The 17,837-nt window shown below is 64.4% G+C and carries 15 protein-coding genes; 8 read left to right on the plus strand and 7 right to left on the minus strand.

Annotation, left to right across the window (positions count from 1 at the left end; all coding sequences use genetic code 11):
- Position 1: 1 nt before the first annotated feature.
- The 6 genes from sufU to CIMIT_RS06465 are packed head-to-tail and all read right to left on the minus strand — an operon-like array spanning position 2 to position 5,859.
- Entirely contained in the window at positions 2-454 is a 453-nt protein-coding gene (gene sufU / locus CIMIT_RS06440) for a Fe-S cluster assembly sulfur transfer protein SufU (RefSeq protein ID WP_038590700.1), read from the minus strand.
- Positions 451-1,710, minus strand: a complete 1,260-nt coding sequence (locus tag CIMIT_RS06445; RefSeq protein ID WP_038590702.1) for a cysteine desulfurase — start codon at positions 1,708-1,710, stop codon at positions 451-453. The genes sufU and CIMIT_RS06445 overlap by 4 nt, the downstream gene beginning before the upstream one ends.
- A complete protein-coding gene (sufC, locus tag CIMIT_RS06450; protein WP_038590705.1) occupies positions 1,710-2,465 on the minus strand; it encodes a Fe-S cluster assembly ATPase SufC in 756 nt (251 codons plus the stop codon). Before sufC ends, CIMIT_RS06445 begins: the two co-directional genes overlap by 1 nt.
- 49 nt (positions 2,466-2,514) lie before the next feature.
- Positions 2,515-3,687, minus strand: coding sequence for a Fe-S cluster assembly protein SufD (gene sufD, locus CIMIT_RS06455; RefSeq protein WP_038590709.1), 1,173 nt, complete (start codon positions 3,685-3,687; stop codon positions 2,515-2,517).
- Between the two features lie 5 nt (positions 3,688-3,692).
- The gene (sufB, locus tag CIMIT_RS06460) at positions 3,693-5,138 is read right to left on the minus strand and encodes a Fe-S cluster assembly protein SufB (protein WP_038590713.1); all 1,446 of its coding nucleotides are present in this window, start codon (positions 5,136-5,138) and stop codon (positions 3,693-3,695) included.
- Positions 5,125-5,859, minus strand: coding sequence for a helix-turn-helix transcriptional regulator (locus CIMIT_RS06465; RefSeq protein WP_038590717.1), 735 nt, complete (start codon positions 5,857-5,859; stop codon positions 5,125-5,127). The genes sufB and CIMIT_RS06465 overlap by 14 nt, the downstream gene beginning before the upstream one ends.
- 241 nt (positions 5,860-6,100) lie before the next feature.
- Between CIMIT_RS06465 and mptB the strand changes: the two genes are divergently transcribed.
- The 5 genes from mptB to CIMIT_RS06490 all read left to right on the plus strand — a co-directional run bounded on the left by mptB (position 6,101) and on the right by CIMIT_RS06490 (position 11,581).
- The gene (mptB, locus tag CIMIT_RS06470; RefSeq protein ID WP_038594313.1) at positions 6,101-7,720 is read left to right on the plus strand and encodes a polyprenol phosphomannose-dependent alpha 1,6 mannosyltransferase MptB; all 1,620 of its coding nucleotides are present in this window, start codon (positions 6,101-6,103) and stop codon (positions 7,718-7,720) included.
- 5 nt (positions 7,721-7,725) lie between these two features.
- On the plus strand, positions 7,726-8,652 hold the full coding sequence (locus CIMIT_RS06475) for an ABC transporter ATP-binding protein (RefSeq protein ID WP_038590721.1): 927 nt from the start codon (positions 7,726-7,728) through the stop codon (positions 8,650-8,652).
- Between the two features lie 132 nt (positions 8,653-8,784).
- Complete coding sequence (locus CIMIT_RS06480) at positions 8,785-9,486, plus strand: ABC transporter permease (protein WP_084674412.1); 702 nt, start codon at positions 8,785-8,787, stop codon at positions 9,484-9,486.
- A gap of 126 nt (positions 9,487-9,612) precedes the next feature.
- Positions 9,613-10,587 (plus strand): COX15/CtaA family protein, encoded by a 975-nt coding sequence (locus tag CIMIT_RS06485; protein WP_231910271.1) that lies wholly within the window; start codon positions 9,613-9,615, stop codon positions 10,585-10,587.
- Positions 10,588-10,627: 40 nt separating this feature from the next.
- Positions 10,628-11,581, plus strand: coding sequence for a zinc-binding dehydrogenase (locus tag CIMIT_RS06490; RefSeq protein WP_038590730.1), 954 nt, complete (start codon positions 10,628-10,630; stop codon positions 11,579-11,581).
- Here CIMIT_RS06490 and CIMIT_RS06495 read toward each other — a convergent pair.
- The gene (locus CIMIT_RS06495) at positions 11,578-12,504 is read right to left on the minus strand and encodes a heme o synthase (RefSeq protein WP_197697002.1); all 927 of its coding nucleotides are present in this window, start codon (positions 12,502-12,504) and stop codon (positions 11,578-11,580) included. The two genes, CIMIT_RS06490 and CIMIT_RS06495, sit on opposite strands and share 4 nt — an antisense overlap.
- A 416-nt stretch (positions 12,505-12,920) precedes the next feature.
- Between CIMIT_RS06495 and tkt the strand changes: the two genes are divergently transcribed.
- The 3 genes from tkt (at position 12,921) to zwf (ending at position 17,765) form a co-directional block, all read left to right on the plus strand.
- Complete coding sequence (gene tkt / locus CIMIT_RS06500) at positions 12,921-15,002, plus strand: transketolase (RefSeq protein ID WP_095066769.1); 2,082 nt, start codon at positions 12,921-12,923, stop codon at positions 15,000-15,002.
- 101 nt (positions 15,003-15,103) lie between these two features.
- A complete protein-coding gene (gene tal / locus CIMIT_RS06505) occupies positions 15,104-16,201 on the plus strand; it encodes a transaldolase (protein WP_038594332.1) in 1,098 nt (365 codons plus the stop codon).
- Between the two features lie 16 nt (positions 16,202-16,217).
- Positions 16,218-17,765 (plus strand): glucose-6-phosphate dehydrogenase, encoded by a 1,548-nt coding sequence (zwf, locus tag CIMIT_RS06510; RefSeq protein ID WP_051904856.1) that lies wholly within the window; start codon positions 16,218-16,220, stop codon positions 17,763-17,765.
- Positions 17,766-17,837: the final 72 nt, after the last annotated feature.

Genomic DNA, 17,837 nt, shown 5'->3' on the forward strand with positions numbered 1-17,837 from the left:
TTTAGTTCTCCTTCTTCTCCAGGGCTTCCTGGGTTGCGGCCTCGAAAGCCTTCCACCCAAGTAGCGCGCACTTCACGCGGGCGGGGAACTTCGCCACCCCGCCGAAAGCCACGCCGTCACCGATCTTTTCCGGATCGCCTTCGACGGTGCCGCGCGAGGTGATCATCTCCTCAAAGGCGCCGAGCTTCTCCATGGCTTCGGCAAGCGGCAGTCCCTTGATCTCTTCGGCCATCACGCTTGTCGACGCCTGCGAGATCGAGCAGCCCTGCGCCTCATAGGAGACATCCTCAACGGTCTTCCCGTCCTCGGACAGGTGGACGCGCAGCGTCAGCTCGTCGCCGCAGGAGGGGTTGACGTGGTGGACTTCCGCCTCGTAAGGATCGCGAAGCCCTGCGTATTGCGGGTTTTTGTAGTGGTCCAGGATGACTTCCTGGTACATCGATTCAAGGTTCATCGTGCGAAAAACTCCTTCGCCTTTGCAATAGCTGCCACCAGCGCATCTACCTCTTCCTTGGTGTTGTAGAGGTAGAAGCTGGCACGCGAGGTCGCCTGCACAGCAAGCCCGCGGTGGGCCGGCCACGCGCAGTGGTGGCCCGTGCGGATTGCCACACCCTCAGAATCGAGGACCTGACCAAGATCGTGCGGGTGCACACCATCCACGGTAAAGGCGATCGCGCCACCCCGGTTCTCTGCGGTCAGCGGACCGGCGATCTCCAAGCCCTCGATCTGTTGCATCTGCTCGAGCGCGTATGCCGTGAGTTCCTGCTCGTGGGCGTGGATGCGATCCATGCCCACCTCGTTTAAGAACTCCACCGCCGCTCCGAGACCGACGACCTGGCTGGTCATCTGCGTACCTGCCTCGAAACGCTGCGGGGCAGGTGCGAAGGTCGAGCCTTCCATCTTCACGATCTCGATCATGGAGCCACCGGTCAAAAACGGCGGCAACGTATCAAGGATGTCGCCCTTGCCGTAGACGGCTCCGACGCCGGAAGGCCCACACATCTTGTGGCCCGAGAAGGCTGCGAAATCCACGTCGAGAGCGTGGAAGTCGACCGGCATGTGCGGCACCGACTGGCATGCGTCGAGCACAGTGAGCGCGCCGACTTCCTTCGCGCGGCGCACGATCTCGTCGACGTCAGCGACCGCGCCAGTCACGTTTGACTGGTGGGTAAAAGCCACGACCTTGACCGTCTCGTCCAGCTCGAGCGAATCGAGGTCGATCCGCCCATCCGGCGTCATCGCGTACCACTTTAAGGTGGCACCGGTGCGCCGGGCGAGCTCCTGCCAGGGCACCAGGTTCGCGTGGTGTTCCAGCTCGGTAACGACGATGGTGTCGCCCTCACCAACCTGGTACTCGCCAGCGCGGTCGTCTCCAAGCACGTAGGCGACGAGGTTTAAGCCCTCGGTCGCGTTTTTCGTAAATGCGATCTCGTGGCCTTCCGCGCCGACGAAGCGCGCGATTGCCTCGCGAGCCTTTTCGTAGGCGTCGGTCGCCTCCTCGGCGAGTTGGTAGGAGCCGCGGTGGACGGGCGCGAAGGTGTGCAGCACGAAGTCGCGCTCGGCGTTCCACACGCGTTCCGGTCGCTGTGACGTCGCACCAGAGTCGAGGTAGACAAGTGGCTTGCCATCCCTGACGGTGCGCGACAGGATCGGAAACTCCGCGCGGATCGCCTCCACGTTGAGTGTTCCGTTGTCGTTGACGTAGGCCATTAGATGAACTTCTCGTAGCCCTCTGCCTCGAGCTGGTCTGCCAGCGAGGCGTCGCCCGTCTTCACAATCTTGCCGTTGGCAAAGACGTGGACGAACTCCGGCTGCACGTAGTTGAGGATGCGCTTGTAGTGGGTGATCATCAGCACGCCACCGTTGGTCTCCTCCTGGTACTTGTTGATGCCGTCGGAAACCACGCGCAGCGCGTCGACGTCCAGGCCGGAGTCGGTCTCGTCCATGACGGCGAACTTCGGCTTCATCAGCGCCAACTGCATGACCTCGTGGCGCTTCTTCTCGCCACCGGAGAAGCCCTCGTTGACTGAGCGCTCGGAGAAGGACTCGTCCATCTGCAGCGAGTTGCGGGCCTCGTTGAGCTCAGCGACCCACTCGCGCAGCTTCGGGGCCTCACCGCGCACCGCGGTCACCGCGGAGCGCATGAAGTTGGAGGAGGACACACCGGGAACCTCCACCGGGTACTGCATAGCCAGGAAGAGGCCTGCGCGAGCGCGCTCGTCGACCTCCATATCGAGGATGTTCTCGCCGTCGAGCAGCACCTCGCCCTCGGTCACCTCGTACTTGGGGTGGCCAGCCAACGTGTAGGCCAGCGTGGACTTACCCGAGCCGTTCGGACCCATGATCGCGTGGGTCTCGCCAGCGTTAATCGTCAGGTTCACGCCCTTGAGAATCGGCTTTGGCTCCTGACCTTCCTCCGTCGGCAGAACGTTGGCGTGCAGGTTCTTAATTTCAAGCTTCGACATATTCGCGTATCCGCTTTCTTTCTTTCAGTACTTTATTGAGCAGCGTTGACTAGTTGTTGGTGCGCTCCAGCTCGCCCACGACGCGGGCGATGAGCTCTTCGCGGACTTGCTCGACCGGGATCTGGTTGAGCACTTCGTTGAAGAACCCGCGAATGATCAGGCGGGTGGCCTCGTCCTCGGGGATACCGCGGGAACGCAGGTAGAAGAGCTGCTCATCGTCGAAACGGCCGACCGTGGCAGCGTGGCCCGCGCCGGCGATCTCGCCCGTCTCAATCTCCAGGTTCGGGATCGCGTCCGCACGCGCGCCGTCGGTCAGCACGAGGTTGCGGTTCGTCTCGTACGTGTCGGTGCCCTTCGCCTCGGCGCGGATCAGCACGTCGCCGACCCAGCAGGTGCGCGCCTCGGGCAGCGAGGACTGCTTATCGCCCTGCAGCGCACCCTTGTAAAGCACGTTGGAGCGGCAGTTCGGTACGGAGTGATCCACCAGCATGCGGTTCTCGATGTACTGGCCGGGGTCGGCGAAGTACACGCCGTTGAGCTCGGCATCGCCGCCGGGGGCAGCGAACTTCACGCGCGGGGTGATGCGAACGATCTCGCCGCCGAAGGCTGCCACGTAGTGTCGCAGCGTCGAGTCGCGCTCCAACAGGATCGATTGCTGACCGATGTGGACGGTATCCTCATTCCACTCGGCGTCGACGATGGCGCGCACGGTCGAGCCCTCGCCGAGGTGCCAGTTCACGTTATCGGCGTGGGTGCCGGAGCCTGCATAGCGCAGGATGACGTTGCCCTTGGCGTGCGTGCCGGACTCGATCAGGATGTTGCCGAAGGTGGTCACATCCGCACCAGCACCGGTGACGGTGATCGTGATGTCCTGCTCAAGCTCGGTGTCGGCAGGCAGGTGCACGATGACACCGGTCTCGGCGGAGCTCCAAGCCTGCGCGGAGACGCGGTCGACGGCACCGCCAGCGACCTTCAAGCGCTCGTCGCTAATCGGCACCTCTTCAACGCGCACGCTTTCCGGCGCATCCACGGTGATCTGCGCCTTCGCAGCCGGGGCAAACTTGCCGTTGTGCAAGCCGCGGATGCGGCGCAGGGAGATGAAGCGCCACACCTCATCGCGGCCGCCGGGCACCGGGAAGTCCTCGACGTTAAACGACTGGAAGAGGTCACCCTTGTTGTTGTGCGGGGTGGCGTTTTGTACGGGATCAACAGAAACGGTCATTGGGTTTAGCCCACCGATCCTTCCATTTGCAGCTCGATGAGACGGTTCAGTTCCAGGGCGTACTCCATCGGCAGCTCCTTCGCAATGGGCTCGACGAAGCCGCGCACGATCATGGCCATGGCTTCCTCCTCCGGGATGCCGCGGCTCATGAGGTAGAACAGCTGCTGCTCGGAGACCTTGGACACCTTGGCCTCGTGGCCCAGGGTGACGCGGTCATTACGAATGTCGTTGTACGGGTAGGTGTCGGAGCGAGAAATGTCGTCCACCAGCAGCGCGTCGCACTCCACGTTGGACTGGGAGTTGTGCGCATTCGCGTTGACCTGGATCAAGCCGCGGTAGGCGGAACGGCCGCCACCGCGAGCCACAGACTTCGACACCACCGAAGACGAGGTGTGCGGAGCCATGTGAGTCATCTTGGCGCCGGTGTCCTGGAACTGGCCCTCGCCGGCGAAAGCGACAGAAAGGACCTCGCCGCGTGCGTGCTCGCCGGTCATCCAGACCGCCGGGTACTTCATGGTCACCTTGGACCCGATGTTGCCGTCGACCCACTCCATGGTCGCGCCCTCTTCAGCCTTCGCGCGCTTGGTCACGAGGTTGTAGACGTTGTTCGACCAGTTCTGAATGGTGGTGTAGCGGCAGCGGCCGCCCTTCTTCACGATGATCTCCACCACGGCGGAGTGCAGCGAGTCCGACTTATAGATCGGCGCGGTGCAGCCCTCGACGTAGTGCACGTAAGCGTCCTCGTCCACGATGATCAGGGTGCGCTCAAACTGGCCCATGTTCTCGGTGTTAATGCGGAAGTAAGCCTGGAGCGGAATGTCCACGTGGACCCCCGGCGGCACGTAAATGAAGGAACCGCCAGACCACACGGCCGAGTTCAACGCGGAGAACTTATTGTCGCCAGCCGGAATGACGGTGCCGAAGTGCTCCTTAAACAGCTCCTCGTGCTCGCGCAGCGCAGTATCGGTATCAACGAAGATGACGCCTTTTTCCTCCAGGTCCTCGCGGATCTGGTGGTAGACCACCTCAGATTCGTACTGAGCGGCCACACCTGCGACCAGGCGCTGCTTCTCAGCCTCAGGAATACCCAGCTTGTCGTAGGTGTCCTTAATGTCCTGCGGCAGGTCGTCCCAGGAAGTCGCCTGCTCCTCGGTCGAGCGGACGTAGTACTTAATGTTGTCGAAATCGATGTCCGAGAGATCCGCACCCCAGGTGGGCATCGGCTTCTTCTCAAAGATCTCGTGCGCCTTCAGACGCTGGTTCAGCATCCACTCCGGCTCGTTCTTAATACCCGAGATGTCGCGCACCACGTCCTCGTTCAGGCCGCGGCGTGCGGAGGCACCGGCGACATCGGAGTCGTGCCAGCCGTAGCTGTACGCGCCGATGGAATCGATGATCTGCTCATCGTTCATCGGTGTTTCGAGACCGGGTGCGGGGTTAGCTTTCGTCATTATCTCCGCTCCTTTCAGTATGGGTTCCCGCCGCCGTAGCGGTAGCGGCGAGAGGAATATTCGTCGTGCAGATGCCATCGCCGTCAGCGATCAGCGCCAAGGGCTGCACATGCGTGCCCACGAGCGCCGAGATGGCTTCATGTTCTGCCTCGCAGATCTCCGGGTGCGCCGAGGCGACGTCAGAGACCGGGCAGTGGTGCTGGCAGAGCTGGATGCCGTTGCCAGCGGAGGTCACCGTGGCTGCGTAACCGTGACGATCCAACACCTCGGCGATCGCCTCCACGGTCGCCTTGGTTGCCTCCTCACCGGAAGCGGCATCGGAATCATCGCATTCCGCAGCGTTTGCCTCTGCGAGGACTTTCTCAATCCGTGCCCGGGCAAAGTCACGCACTGCGCGCTCTCCCCCGAGCTGCTTAATCATCTCCACGGCGTCGACGGCCAAGCCGTCGTAATGCGTGCCAAATGAACGCCGCCCACTTTCGGTCAGCCGGAAGTACTTCGCGGGGCGTCCCCGCGTCGCTTCCTCCCCAGCAACGACGCGTGGATCGCACGTCTCTGCCAGGTCGTCCCCGAGAAGTTTATCGAGGTGGCGGCGCACACCTGCGGCAGAAAGGCCTAGTTGCTCGGCAATGTCGGTGGCGGTCACCGGGCCAAGCGTTAACAGCGCACGCATCACGTCGCCGCGGGTGTCTACCCCTACTGCTCGATGCTGCTCGGCCATTGCTTCACCTCAGCTTCCTTTGATTTCCACGTTGCTCGCGTGCAAAAGGACGTCCCTTTCGCCTTTACACAACACTAGTGTTTCCAAATTATTTCTGCCGCGCGGGGTCCCCCCGGCGTGTCACCATCTGCTTTCACCTGCTCCTGGTGGCCCCTAGAATGCTGAAGGTGTGACCCCACCGCACCACACCGCTAAGGACCGGGACGCACACGAAGCAGCACGGTCCGCCTTTTCGCCAGGCCTGGTCGAGGCGCTACCCCGCCTGGGCACGGCCGGTTCGCGCTCAGCGCTACTGCACCGCGCTGACCTTTCCGACGCTGGTGTTGCGGCCTCCACCATCGAGCTCAACCGCTTCGCACTGTTGCGGTGGCTCGGCGCACTCGGCACGCTGCTGATGGGCTTAGGCGGGCTGGGCGGCGGTGCCCTCCCGGTGGTGGACAACCCGTGGTTCGACCTGCCAGGCGGCCAAATCATGGGTCGCATGATGCAGACTTCTTCCTCCGTGGTGCTGATCGGTGTCGGCTGCCTCGTCGTGGCTTGGCTGCTCATGGGCCCCTTCGTGGGTGCGGGCACCAAACACTCGCGCATCAGCGCACGAGTGATCTTCCGCACCTTTCTCGTCTGGGCCGCACCATTATTCCTCACCGCTCCCTTGTTTACCCAAGACATCTATTCCTACTTGGCGCACGGCTCCATCGTGAGCCAAGGCCTCGACCCCTACGCCGCGGGCCCTGTGGAGATCCTCGGCACCGACAACCACCTCGCGCGCTCCGTCCCCTTCATCTGGGCGCACTCACCGAGCCCCTACGGACCGGTCGCACTCGGCATCGCCTCGGCGATCTCGTGGATCACCCAAGACTCCATCTACTTTGGCGTGCTAGCCCACCGCGCCGTCTCTTTCGCGGGCGTCATCGCGGCGGCGTGGGGCATTCGCGCGCTCGCCGCGCGCTGCGGCGTCCACGGTGCCACCGCCCTGTGGCTCGGCGTACTCAACCCGCTGACCATCCTGCATCTGATCGGCGGGATCCACAACGAAGCAGTCATGCTCGGCTTTCTCCTCGTCGGCATGGAGCTGGGCCTGCGTGGCGTCGACAAACTTGCGCAGCACCAACGCAACCTTCCCGGCTGGGCGCTCTTCCTCGGCTCGAGCGCGCTACTGACCTGCGGCGGCCTGGTCAAGGTCACAGGGTTCGTCGCCCTCGGGTTTACCGGCATGGCGCTCGCCCGGCTTTGGGTGGGAAACGGGGGCAAGCGGGCGTCGATACGCGCCATCGGGTGTGCCGCACTCATCCAGACCTGCGTCCTTGTTCTCACAGTGGCGGCTGTGTCGCTAGCCACGGGCATCGGGCTCGGCTGGGTCACCGGGCAGGGCGGCGCGGCGTCGATACGCAGCTGGCTCTCGGTCACCACCGATATCGGAGTGCTGAGCGGGCGCCTCGCCATGCTGCTCAACCTCGGCGACCACACCGATGCCATCTTGAGCATTACCCGCGGCGTCGGCCTGCTTATCGCCGGCGCGTTCCTGGTGCGCATGCTCTGGGCAACCTTCAAAGGCTCGATCCACCCCGTCGGTGGGCTCGGTGTAGCCACACTCGTGCTCGTCCTGCTGTTTCCGGTCGTCCACCCCTGGTACCCGCTCTGGGGCATTCTGCCGCTGGCGGCGTGGGCGAACCGCTTCTTCTTCCGCGCGAGCGTCGCCACCTATTGCGCCGTGTTCAGTTTCCTAGTCCTGCCCCGCGGGCTCGCGCTCCCGCCGGGCACAGTGGCCACCATCTACCTGGCCGCCGCCTGCTATTTCGCCCTCATGTGCGGCGGCGCATGGCTGTGGTACCGGTGGCGCGCCGGACGCGGGCTACACTAGCGCTCATGGAAAATGATGCCCTGGTAGTGAGCAATGTGGTGAAAACTTTTGGTCACACCCGCGCCGTCGACGGCGTGTCCTTCCGCGCGCGTCAGGGCCAGCTGCTTGCCCTGCTCGGCCCGAACGGCGCCGGCAAGACCACGACGATCGAGATGTGCGAGGGTTTTACCAGCCCTACCTCGGGCAGTATTCGCGTGCTCGACTTCGACCCGGCCACCGAACCGCAGAAAGTCCGCGACCGGATCGGCATCATGTTGCAGGGCGGTGGCTCCTACTCTGGTGTGAAGCTGCGCGAGATGCTGCGCCTGGCGGCCTCCTACAACAAGGACCCGCACGATCCTGACTGGCTCATCGAGTTGCTCGGTCTTGAGGGCGTGGCCAACACCACCTACCGCAGACTTTCGGGTGGCCAGCAGCAGCGTCTCTCGCTCGCGCTCGCGATTATCGGACGCCCGGAGCTGCTGTTTCTCGACGAGCCGACCGCCGGCATGGACGCCCAGTCGAGGCTCGCCGTCTGGGACCTGGTCAACGCCTTAAAACGCGATGGCACCACCATTGTGCTGACCACGCACCTGATGGACGAGGCTGAGACGTTGGCCGACCACATCGTGATTATGGACCGCGGACGCGTCGTCGCCGACGGCACGATGGCCGAGCTCACCTCGCATGATGACTACCCGCTCGTCTCTTTCACCACCGCCACTGAGCTCGATGTGCCCGCGTTCAACGCCCAGCTCGAGCCATTTGGCGTGTCCGCCGAAGCGCTGCGCCCGCTTTCCTACCGGGTGCGCGGCAGCGGCAGCCCCGCGCTGATCACCGCGCTCGCCCAGGCCGCGGAGCACCAGGACGTACTCATCCGCGAACTGGGGGTCTCGCACCGCAACTTGGAAGACGTCTTCCTCGACATCACCGGCCACGAGCTGCGCAGCTAGCGCTTTCACAAACCTTCACCAGAAAAGGAGTAGATCACCGTGAGCACTGCGTCACCGGACACCCCGCGCCCCGCGCGCACGCTCCCGCCCGGGACGTTTACCCCCAACCCGCAGCGCGCATCTGTGCTGGACATGGCACTTGCCCAGGGCAAGATCGAATCGAAACTCATGCTGCGCCACGGCGAGCAACTGCTGGTCAACATCCTGATCCCCGGGGCACTCCTGGTAGTCGCGGCGGTCGTGCCCATCTTCGCCGATACGGACTTCAACCAGATTGTCCCCATGGTGTTCGCTGTTGCCGCCACGAGTGCCGGGTTTACCGGTCAGGCGATCGCGCTCGCCTTCGATCGACGCTACGGGGCGCTGAAACGCACCGGTGCCTCCGGAGTGCCGCCGTGGACGATCATCACCGGCAAGATTATCGGCGTGCTCGCCACAGTCGCGGTACAGATCGTCGTCCTCGGTGCCCTGGCCTTCTACCTAGGGTGGCGCGCAAGCGCGCTCGGTATCGTGTGCGGGCTTTTTACCTTGGTCGTCGGCGTGGCAGCGTTTAGCGCGATGGGTCTGTTGATGGGCGGCACCTTAAGCTCCGAGCTCGTGCTCGCCCTGGCCAACCTTTTCTGGCTCGTACTCATGGGGATTGTCGGCTGGGTCCAGTACAGCGGCGACATTGGGCAGGCGGGTGCCTGGAACCTCGTTCCCACGGTCGCGCTGGCGGGTGCACTGACCAAGGCGCTCGCGGTCGCGTTCAACTGGCAGGCCTGGCTTTCACTGCTGTGCTGGACGGTCGCAGCAATGGCCGCCGCCGCCCGCTGGTTCCGCTTCGACGGATAACCGCAGCGCCCGCACTGCAGTGCGGATCCCCTTGTTTTCCGCAGTATGCGTTAAGCTGTGGACGACACTTTCCTCATCCGAAAGTTGCATGCATTCTCTCCAAGATTTCGAAAGGGAGCGCGTCTCGTGAAGTCGACGCAGGTGGATTCCACACACACTCAGCCCCAGGCGCTCGCAAGCCAGCCTGATGGCCCTCGCGGTACAGGGCCCTCGCTCAAGGTCCAGCGAGTGCTGGCCATGATTTTGCTGCTGTGCCAGGGCGGGATTACCGTGACCGGCTCGCTCGTGCGCGTCACCGGCTCCGGTCTGGGATGCGACACCTGGCCGTTGTGTCACGAGGGCTCGCTCGTGCCCGTCGCTGGCGCGGCCCCCTGGATCCACCAAGCCATCGAGTTTGGCAACCGCCTGCTCGCCATCATTGTCGCGGCCGTCGCGATCGCGGTACTCGTCGCCGTCTACAAGGCGCAGCGCCGCAACGCGATCAAGGCACTCGCTGCCGTATCCCTCGCAGGCGTGGTGCTCCAGGCCATCATTGGCGGCATCTCCGTCCACCTGGACCTGCGCTGGTGGGCCGTGGCCGTGCACTTCCTGCCCTCGATGGTCCTGGTCGCCGTGGCCGCTGCGCTGTACATGCGCATCGCGGAGCCGGACGGGGTCGAGCCGACTCGTGTGTTCCCTAAGGCTGCGAGCACGTGGGCGATCATCGCCGCGATCGCGCTCGCCGTGGTGCTGATTACCGGCACGATGGTCACCGGCTCTGGCCCGCACTCGGGCGACGCAGACGCGGGCATGGCAGGCCGCCTGCAGATGGACACCCGCGTGCTGGCCTACGTCCACGCTTTCTGCCTCTACATCTATCTCGGCGCTACCGTCGTCGCTGTCTGGCTGCTGCGTAAGGCGCAGGTGCCGAAGGACGTGATGCGCACCGCGATCGTGCTCATCGTGCTCATCCTCGTCCAGTGGGCGATCGGCGTTATCCAATTCCAGCTGGGTGTGCCCCGCTGGACCATCCCCGCTCACATCGGCATGTCCTCGATGGTGGTGGCCTTCACCACCTTCCTGTGGGCCCACGGCGAGCGCCGCCTCCCCACGCTGGTCTAACCTGCAGCATGCTTCCTGCCCGCCGGGGTAACCTGTGGCTATGCACGCCATAGTCACCGATTCCCCCGGCGGGCCATTGCTTTTCACCGACATCGCTGCCCCCACCCCCACCGTGGGCCAGCTGCTTATCGACGTCACGTATGCCCACATCCAGCCTCCTCTCCCCAAAGCCGACGCTGGCACAGTCGTGGGCTCCGCCGGGTGCGGCCGCGTGGCAGAGGACCCGGAGGGCGAAATCGCCCCCGGTACGCTCGTCGCGTTTGCGGACGCTCAAGGTGCGTGCGCGGAGCAGGTCGTCGTCACCCGCGAGCGCGTCGCCGCCGTGCCCGAGGGGATTGATGAGGCGGTGGCCGCCTGCATGCTCGCCCCGGGCATGGCCGCGCACGCGATGCTCTACAGCGTGCGCGAGACGAAAGACGGCGACACGATGGTGATCACCGATGGAGCAAGCGAGGTGGGGCTGGCGCTCACGCAGCTGGCAGCAGCTGCGGGCGCTACCGTCTTTTCCGTCGTGCGTGATGGCTCCGGCGAGGAAGCGGCGTATGACGCCGGCGCGACGGGGGTGTTCCGCTACTACGCTGATGCCGCGCAGCGTATTTGCGAGGCCAACGGAGGCCGTGGCGTCGACGTGGTCTACGAAGCTCATTCCGGCGCACTTCCAGGGGCGATCCACCCTCTGCAACTCGCACTGGAGGCCTGCGCACCACGCGGCCTCATCTGCGCCTACGGGCAGGTGGACGCGGACGAGCAGAGCGCACGCGTCGGAATCGCGGAGCTCGAGCGCCACGGAGGTCTGTACCTCACGCACGCCTCGCTGCCGTGGTACACGCAAACAGCAGACGAGTTCCGGTACCACTCACAAGCGGTGACCCGCGCTGTTGAAGACGGCACGCTGCGTTTCCACGTGCGCGAGGTCTTCCCCCTCACCGAGGCAGCCACGGCCTTTGAGGCTGCACAAGCAACCGGGCCCGGCTGCGTCGTGGTACGGATTTAGAAGTAGCTGGCGATGGTGGGCAGCCCCAGCACCGCGTCAACCGACAGGCCCAAGAAGAGCGCTGCGAGGTAGTTGTTGGACAGGATGAACAACTTCAGCGGCTTGACCTGCTCGCCGCGGCGCACACCCTGGTGCAGGCGGGTCGCCATAACCAGGAAGGCGATACCGGAAACCAGCGCGACGATGAGGTAAATCCACGAGGTCGCTGGCACGAGCGCGAGCGAGACGATGACCGTCCACCAGGAGTAGAGCACGATCTGGCGGGTGGTTTCCTCCTGGGAGGCCACCACGGGCAGCATCGGGACCTCGGCGCGAGCGTAGTCCTCGCGGTACTTCATCGCCAGGGCCCAGGTGTGCGGCGGGGTCCAGAAGAAGATGATGAGGAACATCACAACCGCCTGCCACCAGCGGTCGGGCGAGCCGTCGGTCACGTTGTCACGGATGACCGCCCAGCCGACAAGCACCGGCATGCAACCGGCCGCGCCGCCCCAGATCACGTTCTGCCACGTCCTCCGCTTCAGCCACTTGGTGTAGACGAAGATGTAGAAGAAGTTGGTAAAGATAATGAAGGCGGCGGCGAGCCACGAGTTGCACAGGATGCCGAGCCAGAGCACGCTGGCGATGAGCAGCACCCAGGCGAACACGGCGGCGCGGGTCTTGGTGATCTTCGCGCGGACCAGCGGGCGGGCGCGGGTGCGTCCCATCTTCTGATCAATGTCGTAGTCGGCCACCATGTTGAAGGTGTTGGCTGCGCCGGCACCCATCCAGCCGCCGAGCAGCGTGGCCAGGATGAGCCACACGTTGACGCTGCCTCGGTCGGCTTGCAGCATCGCCGGGATTGCCGCGACCAAGAGAAGTTCAATGACCCTCGGCTTCGTCAATGCGAAATACGCCTTCACGGTCTCCAAAAACTTCTCCTCCAAACAACACGCACCGCCCTCGCGGCGGCCTTACTTACTTCCACGTTGACGCGATCGTGCGCGGGGTGCGCACGCGGTCGCGTCCTTGAGGTGCCTTAGGGCCTGCGATACTAGTCGGATCGCGGGGCCGGAAAGTTCCCGTCGGCGCTACCGCATCTGGGAGCGCGGGCTGGATCTGCTCCGCCCGGCATCATTCCTTTGGTTGATGTTAGCCCTTGACCTGTCCACCTCCCAATCGGACACGCGCCGGAAAAGATGATGAGTGGAACACCGGTGGCGCTCGGCCGACTACACTGTGACAGGCAAGCGCACAACCGGGCGGGTCTGCCCGCGTGAGCGCGCGTTTTGTATATAAACATCGCAACCGATTGAGTGAGGATACTGTGACACAGTCGACCCTGCCCCCGGAACTTCAAGCCATGACCGTCCGCAATTACCCGGACGATTGGACGGAGACCGACACCCGCGCGGTAGACACCGCCCGTATCCTCGCCGCCGATGCGGTGGAGCACTGCGGCTCCGGCCACCCCGGTACCGCGATGTCGCTGGCTCCTTTGGCTTACACGCTGTACCAGCGCGTCATGCGCCTGGACCCCACCGATCCGAAGTGGGCGGGCCGTGACCGCTTCGTGCTTTCCAACGGGCACTCCTCGCTTACCCAGTACGTCCAGCTCTACCTGGGCGGCTTCGGGCTTGAGATGGAAGACCTGAAGCAGCTGCGCACCTGGGGGGCAAAGACGCCGGGTCACCCCGAGTACAACCACACCGACCACGTCGAGATCACCACTGGCCCGCTCGGCCAGGGCCTGGCCTCTGCCGTCGGTATGGCAATGGCGGCGCGCCGCGAGCGCGGCCTGTTCGACCCGGATACCCCGGCGGGCGAGAGCCCGTTTGACCACTACATCTACGTGGTTGCGGGCGACGGCTGCCTGCAGGAGGGCGTGACCTCCGAGGCCTGCTCCCTGGCGGGTACCCAGCAGCTGGGCAACCTGATCCTGTTCTGGGACGACAACCGGATTTCCATCGAAGACGACACGCAGATCGCGTTCACCGAGGACGTTATGGCCCGCTACGAGGCCTACGGTTGGCAGACGCTGACGGTGGAGTCCGGCGAGGACGTCGCGGCCATCGAAGAGGCCGTGGAAAAGGCCAAGGCGGAGACGACCAAGCCGACGATCGTGCGCGTGAAGACCGTCATTGGCTTCCCCGCCCCCAACCTGCAGAACACGGGCGCAGCACACGGCGCTGCACTCGGTGCTGAGGAGATCAAGCTGGTCAAGGAAGCGCTCGGCTTTGACACCGACGTGGACTTCCCGGAGGAAGACGAGGTCATCGCGCACACCCGCAAGCTTGGTGAGCGCGCAGCAGCCGTCCGCAGCGAGTGGCAGCAGCGCTTCGACGCGTGGGCGGAAAAGTACCCCGAAAACAAGGCACTGTTCGACCGCCTGACGGCGCGCGAGCTGCCGGACGGCTGGAAGGACGAGTTCCCCACCTGGGAGCCCGACGCCAAGGGCGTGGCTACCCGCAAGGCTTCTGCAGCGGCGATCCAGGCCGCGGCGGCTGCCCTGCCGGAGCTGTGGGGCGGTTCCGCCGACCTCGCTGGCTCCAACAACACACTGATCAACGGCGCTCCGTCCTTTGGCCCGGAGTCGATCACCACGGAGATGTTCACCGCAGAGCCTTACGGCCGCAACCTGCACTTCGGTATCCGCGAGCACGCGATGGGCGCGATCATGAACGGCATCGCCCTCCACGGCGGCACCCGCGTCTACGGCGGCACCTTCCTCATCTTCTCCGAGTACCTCTACCCCGCCATCCGCGTCGCCGCGCTGTCTGGCATTGACGGCTACTACGTGTTCACCCACGACTCGATCGGGCTCGGCGAGGATGGCCCGACCCACCAGCCGGTCGAGACGCTCACCGCGCTGCGCGCCATCCCGGACTTGGCAGTGATCCGCCCGGCCGATGCGAACGAGACCTCCGCCGCGTGGATCGCCGCACTCGAGGGCCGTGAGCAGCCGAAGGCACTTGCTCTGTCGCGCCAGAACCTGCCGGTGCTCGCGGGCACCAAGGAGAAGGCCTTCGAGGGAGTGTCCAAGGGCGGCTATGTGCTTGTCGACGGGGCGAAGTCCACCCCCGACGTCATCCTCATCGCCTCCGGCTCCGAGGTCCAGTACGCCGTCGAGGCAGCGAAGCTCCTGGCCGAGGACAACGTGTCGGCCCGCGTGGTCTCCATGCCGTCGATTGACTGGTTCCTGGAGCAGTCCGAGGAGTACCAGGAGGAGATCCTCCCGCGCGCGGTCAAGGCGCGCGTGTCCGTCGAGGCAGGCACGGCGATGCCGTGGCACCGCTTCACCGGCGATCACGGCCGCAACGTCTCCCTTGAGCACTTCGGTGCCTCCGCCCCGGGCGCGGAGCTCTTCGAGCGCTTCGGGTTTACCACCGAGCACGTTGTCGAGGCGGCGCGCGACTCGCTTGAATCTGTTGCAGCGCAAAACTAACCGCGGCAGGTAGAAAGGGGCTGGGACACCAGCCCCTTTTGTCGCCCCAACCACGAAAGGCACACGACATGGCACACGAGAACAACAACGGCAAGCACGCAATGGTCGCGACCAACCGGATCTACGACATCGGGACCTCCGTGTGGCTCGATGACCTCTCCCGCGACCTGCTGCACGGCACCGAGAACTTCGACCTGTTCCTGCTGGAGCGCAACATCTTAGGCATTACCACCAACCCGGCGATCTTCTCGGCGGCGATTAGCGCCGGCGGCGACTACGACCGCCAGCTTGAAGAACTCCGCGAGGAGAACGTCACCGCAGAGGAAGCCGTCTACCGCATGAGCATCCGTGACGTGCAGGAAGCATGCGACGTACTCGCCGGGGTCTACCAGGACACGCACGGCCGCGACGGGCGCGTTTCCATCGAAGTGGATCCCCGCTACGCACACGATGAGGAGAAGACGATCAACCAGGCGCGCGAGCTGTGGAAGCAGGTCGCCCGCCCGAATGCGATGATCAAGATCCCGGCTACCGACGAATCGCTGCCTGCGATCACCACCGCACTGTCCGAAGGCATCAGCGTGAACGTCACACTGATTTTCTCCGTGGAGCGCTACAAGCAGGTCATCGACGCCTACAAAAAGGGCCTTAAGCTCGCCGCTCAGCAGGGGCGCGACCTTGAAGAGATCCACTCTGTGGCTTCCTTCTTCGTGTCCCGCATGGACGTCGAAGTGGACAAGCGGCTGGAAACCATTGGCACGCCGGAGGCGCTCGCGCTGCGCGGCAAGGCAGGTATCGCCAACGCGCGCCTGGCCTACCACCTGTTCCTGGACTCCTTCAACGACGTCGATGAGCTGCCGCCGCGCGCGAACAAGCAGCGACCGCTGTGGGCCTCGACGGGCGTGAAGAACCCCGAGTACCCGCAGAACATGTACGTGGTCGAGCTCGCGGGCCCAGACACGGTCAACACGATGCCGATGGACACCATCAACGTGGTCAACGAGATGGACCAGCTCAAGGGTGACACCTTGACCTACGCCGACGAGAAGGCCCGCGAAGTGTTTGCCGGGCTGGAGAAGGTCGGCATCGACTTGGACGATGTTGTGGCAGTCCTCGAGCGCGAGGGCGTGGAGAAGTTTGTCACGGCGTGGCAGGAGCTGCTTGACTCCACTGAGGAAAAGCTCAACGCGGCGAAGTAAAGGAGACGCGTCGAAGGTGAACGACGACAGGGAAGCACAGGTGCAGCGGGGCAATCCGCTGCGCTCGGCCGTCGATAAGCGATTGCCCCGTATTGCTGGCCCTTCCGGCCTGGTGATTTTCGGGGTAACCGGCGACTTGGCGCGCAAGAAGCTGCTGCCGGCGGTCTACGACCTGGCGAGCCGCGGCCTGCTGCCTGCAGGCTTTGCGCTCGTGGGGTTTGGCAGGCGTGACTGGTCAAAGGAGGAATTCCAGGACTACGTGCGCGAGGCTGTGCAAGCGCGCGCCCGCACCGAGTTTGACCAAAACGTGTGGGACCGGCTAGCCGACGGGATGCATTTCGTCACCGGCGCATTCGACGACGATGCCGCCTTCGATGCCCTTGCCTCGACCCTGGCCGAGGCGGATCGCCGGCAGGGTGTTCACGGGAACTGGGCTTTCTACCTCTCGGTGCCCCCTGAGCGCTTCGCGGGTGTGGTGCACCAGCTCGACCGCTGCGGCATGGCCAAGCCTGCCGAAGGTCAGTGGCGCCGCGTGATCATCGAGAAGCCTTTCGGGCACGACCTGGCTTCAGCGCAGGAGCTGAACAAGGTGGTCAACACGGTCTTCCCGGAGCACGCGGTGTTCCGCATCGACCACTACCTGGGCAAAGAGACCGTGCAGAACATCTTGGCGCTGCGCTTTTCTAACCAGCTCTTTGAGCCCATTTGGAACGCCAACTTCATCGACCACGTGCAGATCACCATGGCCGAGGACATCGGGCTTGGTGGCCGTGCGGGCTATTACGACGGCATTGGTGCCGCCCGCGACGTGATCCAGAACCACCTGATCCAGCTGCTCGCGCTCGTGGCGATGGAGGAGCCGACTTCGTTTTCCCCGCGCCAACTGCGCGCCGAGAAACTCAAGGTGCTGCGCGCGACCTCCCCCACCGGCCCCTTTTCTGAAACGACCGCCCGCGGCCAGTACACCGCAGGCCTGCAAGGGTCTGTGCCCGTGGTGGGGTTGCGCGAGGAAGAAGGCTTCGATCCGGACTCAAAGACGGAGACCTTCGCCGCCTGCACGTTGGAGATCAACTCGCGGCGCTGGGCCGGCGTGCCTTTCTACCTGCGCACCGGCAAGCGGCTCGGGCGGCGCGTGACCGAGATTGCGCTGGTGTTCAAGCGCCCGCCGTACCAGCCCTTCTACCCGGATCAGACGAACCTGCTGACCAACAACGCGGTGGTCATCCGCGTGCAGCCGGATGAGGGCGTGCTCATGCGCTTCGGCTCCAAGGTGCCGGGGGTGGGTCTGGAGGTGCGCGATGTGAACATGGACTTCTCCTACTCCGAGGCGTTCACCGAGCAGTCGCCCGAGGCCTACGAACGTCTCATCCTCGACGCCCTGTTGGACGAGTCCAGCCTCTTCCCCACCAACTCCGAGGTTGAGCGTAGCTGGGAGATCCTCGACCCGATCCTGGAGTATTGGGACGAGCACGGCGAGCCCGACGAGTACGAGGCCGGTACCTGGGGCCCGGCGTCCGCCGACCGCATGCTGGAAAAAGACGGCCGCACCTGGCGTCGCCCCTAAACGCTTCAAAGAAGGAAACTGCTTCGTGATTATTTCGCTGCCGGACACCACTACCCGCCAGATCGCAGGCGC

This window comes from Corynebacterium imitans (genome assembly GCF_000739455.1).
GTDB lineage: Bacteria > Actinomycetota > Actinomycetes > Mycobacteriales > Mycobacteriaceae > Corynebacterium > Corynebacterium imitans.